General features: G+C 72.8%; 4 protein-coding genes and 2 pseudogenes. 1 reads left to right on the top strand and 5 read right to left on the bottom strand.

Features of this window, described 5'->3' with window-relative positions:
- Positions 1-117 precede the first annotated feature (117 nt).
- The 5 genes and pseudogenes from ACZ7M3_RS11565 to ACZ7M3_RS11545 all read right to left on the bottom strand — a co-directional run.
- Entirely contained in the window at positions 118-1,194 is a 1,077-nt protein-coding gene (locus ACZ7M3_RS11565; protein WP_472062597.1) for an iron-siderophore ABC transporter substrate-binding protein, read from the bottom strand.
- Between the two features lie 88 nt (positions 1,195-1,282).
- A complete protein-coding gene (locus ACZ7M3_RS11560; protein ID WP_472062595.1) occupies positions 1,283-3,073 on the bottom strand; it encodes an ABC transporter ATP-binding protein in 1,791 nt (596 codons plus the stop codon).
- On the bottom strand, positions 3,070-4,791 hold the full coding sequence (locus ACZ7M3_RS11555; RefSeq protein WP_472062593.1) for an ABC transporter ATP-binding protein: 1,722 nt from the start codon (positions 4,789-4,791) through the stop codon (positions 3,070-3,072). The genes ACZ7M3_RS11560 and ACZ7M3_RS11555 overlap by 4 nt, the downstream gene beginning before the upstream one ends.
- 110 nt (positions 4,792-4,901) lie before the next feature.
- Positions 4,902-5,024, bottom strand: a pseudogene (locus tag ACZ7M3_RS11550) (NADPH-dependent FMN reductase); the annotation flags it as partial.
- 114 nt (positions 5,025-5,138) lie between these two features.
- Positions 5,139-5,300: pseudogene (locus ACZ7M3_RS11545) on the bottom strand (alpha/beta hydrolase); the annotation flags it as partial.
- Between the two features lie 175 nt (positions 5,301-5,475).
- On the opposite strand from ACZ7M3_RS11545, the gene ACZ7M3_RS11540 reads away from it, so the two are divergent.
- Positions 5,476-6,027, top strand: coding sequence for an RNA polymerase sigma factor (locus ACZ7M3_RS11540; protein WP_472062591.1), 552 nt, complete (start codon positions 5,476-5,478; stop codon positions 6,025-6,027).
- Positions 6,028-6,056 lie beyond the last annotated feature (29 nt).

The following is a 6,056-nucleotide window of genomic DNA, read 5'->3' as shown; positions in this document are numbered from 1 at the left end:
AAAGGAAAACAAATGGGAGGGGCGGGAGGCGGGAGGGTCTTGGAGGGGGGGGGGAAAGAGGCGGGGGGGGGGGGCGGACCCCCCGTTGAACCCCCCCCCCCCATCCGTACGGCTGGTTCAGGACGCCGGCTGCTCCACCTTCGTCGCGGCCTTGCCGTCCACCGCCGCCGCGAGCTGCGGCACCATGCGGTCCAGGACGTAGGGGATGCTCAGCACGGTCGACAGGGACACCGCGTTGCCGTAGTCACTCGTCTCCTTGACGAAGACCTCGCGCCCCTGCTTCACCACGTTCAGGTCGGCGTAGATCTTGTCGTTGTGCAGCTTGGTGACCGCCGTGGTGGTGTCCGGCACGATCCACACGTCGACGCCTTGGTCGAGCAGGTCGAAGCGCTCCTTGCTGATGTTGGCACCGAACTGGTCCCCGATCACCTTGTCGAGGTCCTTCGGCAACGAGAAGCCGAGGTCGGACAGGAACCGCGAGCGCGGGTCCTGGCTGCCGAACACGAACGTGCCCTCGTACGGGGTCGCCATGACCGCGGAGGCCCCGGCGAACGCCGGGTTGGCCTTCTTCGCCGCGGCGAACTTGTCCTCGACGCCCGACACCAGCGCCTTGGCCTCGGTCTCCTTGCCGAGCGCCTTGCCGATCTCCTCGGTCTGCTGCTGCCACGGCACGCCGTAGTTGTTGTACGCCTTCGGCTGGGCCACGACCGGCGCGAACTTCGACAGGCTCTCGTACTGGGACTTGGTCAGCCCCGAGTACACGGCGAGGATCAGATCGGGCTTCAGAGCGGCGATCTTCTCCACCTGAGGGCCGGTGCCGGTGTCCTTGAGGACGGTCGGCGCCGCAGCGCCGCCCAGCTTGTCCTGGGCCCACGGGCCGACGGCCCCCTTGTAGCCGCCCAGCCACTCGGTCGTCGCGACCGGCACGTTGCCCAGAGCGAGGACCGCGTCCTGGTCGGTGAGGCCGACGGTGACGATCCGCTTGGGCTCGGACTTGATCGTCGTACTGCCGAACTTGTGGTCGAGCGTCACGGGATAGGCGCCGGCGACGGACTTCGAGTCCGCCCCCGACGCGCCGGAGGGGGACGAGCCGGAGTCGGAGTCGGAGGAGCCGCAGCCGACCGCAGCGGCGGTGAGCAGGAGTACGGAGGCGAGCAGGCCGGACAGCCGTGAGGCTCTGGTGGCGCGGGTCATCGGATGATCCTTCTGTTCGTCGCGGTGGGTTCGTCGCGGTCGGTTCGACGGAGGTGGCCGGGTCGAGGAGGAGTGGAGGGGGACGGGGTCAGGGGCGGTCGCCCCAGGAGCGGCTGCCGGACCACGCGTGCCACAAGGCGGCGTACGGGCCCCCGGCGGTGAGCAGTTCGTCGTGCGTGCCGCTCTCCACGACCCGGCCGTCACTCAGGACGACCACCCGGTCGGCGGCGGCGGCCTGGCTGAGTCGGTGCGCCACGACCAGCGCGGTGCGGCCTCGCAGGGCCTGCTCGGCGGCCTCGTCGAGCTGGCGGGCGCCCGAACTGCCCGCCTCCGCGGTCGCCTCGTCGAGCACGACGACGGGTGGGTCGGCCAACAGCAGGCGGGCCAGGGCGAGTTGCTGGGCCCGGTCGGCGGTCAGCCGGTGGCCGCCGTCGCCGACGACCGTGTCCAGGCCCGCCGGCAGCGCCTCGGCCCAGCCGAGGGCACCCACCGTGGCCAGCGCCTCCCGCAGCTCCTCGTGGTCCGCCGCCGGGCGGGCCAGCCGCAGGTCGTCGACGAGCGGCCCGGCGAAGACGTGGACCTCCTGCGTGACGAGCCCCACCAGCCCCCCGGACTCGTCCGGTTCGGCGCCGCCGACGTCGACCCGGCCTTCCTCCGGGCGGTGCAGTCCGGCGACCAGCTTGGCGAGGGTCGTCTTGCCCGCGCCGGTGGTGCCGACCAGCGCGACCCGTTCCTTGGGCCGGATCTCCAGGTCGACGCCGTGCAGCACCGGGCGGCCGGGCACATACGCGTGGGAGACGGCGGTCAGCGTCACGGACGGGGCACCGGCGGCGGTCGTACGGTCGCCCGTGTACGCGGGGGCCGCGGGCGCCGGTTCGTCCACCACCCCGACCAGGCGAGCCAGCCCGGCCGTCGCCGACTGGGCGTCGTCGAGCAGCACGAGCGCGGTGTTGACCGGTCCGAAGAGGCTGTGGAAGTAGAGCGCGGCGGCCGTGGCCGTGCCGACCGAGGCGGAGCCGGAGCGCACCAGCAGGAACCCGGTGACCAGGACGGCGGTGAGTCCCGCGTACTCGGCGATGTGCAGCCGGCCGTAGAAGCGCAGGACCAGCCGCACCCCCCTCATCGTCAGCTCCACCGACGCCCGCGAGCGCTCGGTGACCCGTCGCGTGTGGTCGGCCTGAAGCCCGTACGCCCGCACGGTCCGGGCCCCGCCGATGGTGTCCAGCAGTTGCTGCTGCTGTGCCCCGGTGGCGATGCGCTCCTTGGCGTACAGGGGCACGGCGTTGCGCACGTACCAGCGAGCCGTGTGCGCCTGCACGGGCACGGCGACGAGCGCCGCGAGCAGGAACCGCCAGTCCAGCAGGGCGAGGGCGCCCAGGGTCAGCACGATCGACAGCGCGGAGCGCGCCAGCTCGGGCAGGGCGCCGCGTACCGCGTCGGCGACCCGGGACACATCACGGGTGACGCGCGCGTTGAGGTCGCCGGAGCCTGCCTTCTCCAGCCGCTTCAGGGGCAGTGACAGGGCACGTTCCACGAACAGTTCGCGCAGCCGGGCGAGCACGGTCTCGCCGAGCCGGGACACCAGGGACATGCCCAGCGCGGTCGTGACGCCCTGCACCACGGCCACCCCGGCCAGCGCGACCACGGGCAGTGTGAGCGCGTCGGGGGAGCGCCGCTCGGTGACCACGTCGACGATGTGGCCGAGCAGCGGTTGGGTGAGCAGTCCGACGGAGGTGGCGAGCACCATCAGGCCGAACCCGGCGGCGGCCAACCCTCGGTGCGGGCCCAGCAGTTCGCGCACCGCCGCCCGGGTACGAGCGGGACTGGCCGTGGGCAGCAGCGCACGCTCGGAATCCGTCCGCTCGCTTTCCGCCGTCATGCCAGCACCGCCGTCCGGTAGGTCGCGTCGGCTCGTACGAGCTCCGCGTGCGTGCCCTCGGCCCCGACCCGGCCGCCGTCGAGGAGGACCACCCGGTCGGTGACGGCGAGCAGCGCCGGGCTGTTGGTCACGACGACCGTGGTGCGTCCCCGGCGGAGTTTGCGCAGCCCGTCGGCGATGCGTGCCTCGGTCACCGCGTCCACGGCCGTCGTCGGATCGTGCACGACCAGGACGGGTGACCCGGCGCGCAGGGCCCGTGCCAGCAGGACGCGTTGGCGTTGCCCGCCCGACAGGGACCGGCCGCCCTCGCCGACACCGGTGGCGGCGCCGTGCGGCAGGGAGCGGGCCACCTCGTCGGCGTGTGCGGCGGCCATGGCGCGCTCCGTCCGGAGAACCGGCTCTCCTTCCACCAGGTCGCTCGCCGACTCCTCGCCCGGGGTCACGTTCGCGGCCAGCGAGCCGTCGAACAGTACGGCGTCGTGGGCGGCCACCAGTACCGCCGCCCGCAGCTCCGCCGGATCGAGTCGGGTCAACGGCACGCCGTCCAGCTCGACCGAACCCGACTCCGGGTCCGTCTCCCGGCCCAGGCAGCGCAACAGGGCCTCGGCGCAGGCCGGATCCGTCACGGCGATCCCGGTCAGCCGGCCGGCCGGCAGATCCAGGTCCACGCCGTCCGGCCCACCGAGACGTACGCCGCGCAGCCGCAGCTCCCCACGCACCGGGTCCGGCACCGGGGTGTCCCCGTCCACGACGGCGGGTGCCGAGGCGAGCACCTCCGCGACCCGGGCGGCCGAGGCGCGGCCCTGCGCCAGGTCGGCGTTGACCCAGGCGAGCGTCTCCAACGGCCCGAGCAGGAAGAGCGCGAGACCCACCGCGGACACCAACTGGCCCAGCGTGAGGGAGTCGTCGAGCGCCAACCGCCCGCCCACCAGGGCTATCAGCGCGATGAACCCACCGGTGAGGGCCAGGACGAGCCCGGTCTGCCAGGACTCGGCACGTGCCGCGCGCAGGGTGGCCGCGAGAGAGACACGGCTGGTCCGGCGGTAGCGCTCGACGGCCGCCTGCTGCGCGCCCAGCCCCTTCAGCACCCGCAGCCCGGCCACCAGGTCGGCGGCCACCCCCGAAGCGTGGGCGGCCCGGTCCTGCTCGGCCTCGCTGCGGCGCTCCAGCGGCTTGCTCAGCAGATGTCCCAGCCACAGCAGGACGGGCGTGCCCAGCAGCACGATCAGCCCGAGCGGCACGGACGTCAGGAGCAGCACCACGGCGCTCACGGTGACGCCCGCGACGGCCCAGATGCCGCTCATCAGCGCCATGTTGACCGCGCCGACCCGCTTGGCGTCCTCGGTGGCCACGTTGGCCAGTTCGCCGGGCAGCCGTCCCTCCTCGGCGCCCCCGCGGGCGTCGAGCACCCGGCGCACGATCGCCAGGCGGAGTGTGTGCGCGGCCTCTTCCGCGCCGCGTTCACCGGCCCGCGCGCCCAGCCGGAAGCTCCACGACAGCGCCACGTACATGAGGGCGAGGACGGCCAGCCAGAGGACCAGTCGCCCGGCGTCCCGCCCGGCCACGGCCTGGTCGATGACGACACCGATGAGGACGGGTACCAGGGCTTCCCCCAGCTGATGCACACACCCGAGCGCCGCACCGAGACCGACGCGCCGCGCCTGCCCCTTGATCGAGCGTGTCAGGACGTCCCGCCCCGATGGTTCCCCTGTTCTCACCAGCCACCCTCCGGAAACCGGCCAACTTAGGTAAGGCTACTCTAAGTTATCCCGGGGGAGTCAATGCCCTGTCGGGCCGCGTGCTCGTACGACAGGGCATGGGTGGCGGTTCACCCCGTGGGCGCGAGTACGGTCGTACGGCCTCCCAACGCGGCGGAGAAGTGGTCCGTGACCTGCTCCAGCGCCGTGGCGGTGGCGGGCGCGACGATCAGTGTGCCGTCGTCGTCGACCTCGACGTCCCAGTAGCCGGGAGGTGGGGGAGGGGCTTCCGGAGACGGAGAGGATCGAGGCCATGACGGGACCTTCCGGGATCGGGGTTCAGACGTACGGAGCGGGCGGGCGGTTGCTCACCAGGCGCTCGACCGCACCGTGATCAGCGGCCGCAGTTCGTTGCGCAGCGTTTCCAGGAAGGTGACGACCTCGGCCGCCACCGAGCGGTGCTGGAGGTCGTTGAGGACGTCGTGGTGGGCGCCGTGGACGACCGAGAGGCGGGCACGGGGCAGTGACCTTCCCTGCTGGACCGGGGCAGGCAGGGCTGAACTCCCTGTCTGCGCGCTGGAGACGGCGGACCGCGTCACCCTCAAGGGCTGACGGACACCCCTCACACCCGTACCGCCGGTCTGTGCACCCGTGGGAGCGGAGCTATGATGCCTGGCCTCTGATCGACACCGAGGGGAGCACCCAGTGCAGGACGCGGCGGCGACCGAGGAGCTTGCCTTGCGCGCGGCCTCGGGTGATCCGGCAGCGCTTGACCTGCTGCTCCAGGGGATCCGGCCGGAGGTCGTGCGGCGCTGTGGGCGCTTTCTGCCCTGCCGCGAGGACGCCGAGGAGGCTGCGCAGGACGTCCTGCTCCAGGTGGCGCGGAAGATCACCTCGTTCGAGGGGCGCAGCCGGTTCAGCACCTGGCTGTACACGGTCGTCGCCAACTGTGCCCGTCAGAAGTACCGCGAGCTGAAGCGGCGGGCCGCCGAGCAGCCGGACGTCATCGACGCCTCGCAGCACGTCGACCCGCGCACCACGAGCGTGATCGCCGGATCCCGCATCGACCTCCTGGAGGCGCTGGAGCGCCTGGAGCGCGAACACCCGCATCTGGTCGCGCCGTTGGTCTACCGGGACATCTGCCAGCTGGAGTACGCCGAGGTCGCCGAGCGCGTCGGCATTCCGCTCGGCACGCTCAAGTCCCGGCTGCACGAGGCGCGCAGACAGATCAGGCCCTGGCTGGTCGACGCGTCCTGACGGGGCGGCGCGTCCTGACGGGGCGGCGG

Source organism: Streptomyces sp. NPDC111656, assembly GCF_055656965.1.
Note: the sequence above shows the minus strand (reverse complement) of the source record. Positions and strands in the feature narration are given on the sequence as shown.

Excerpts from the sequence above, each read along its gene's own strand:
- ACZ7M3_RS11560 (WP_472062595.1), bottom strand. The coding sequence starts at position 3,073 with ATGACGGCGGAAAGCGAGCGGACGGATTCCGAGCGTGCGCTGCTGCCC.
- ACZ7M3_RS11565 (WP_472062597.1), bottom strand. The coding sequence starts at position 1,194 with ATGACCCGCGCCACCAGAGCCTCACGGCTGTCCGGCCTGCTCGCCTCC.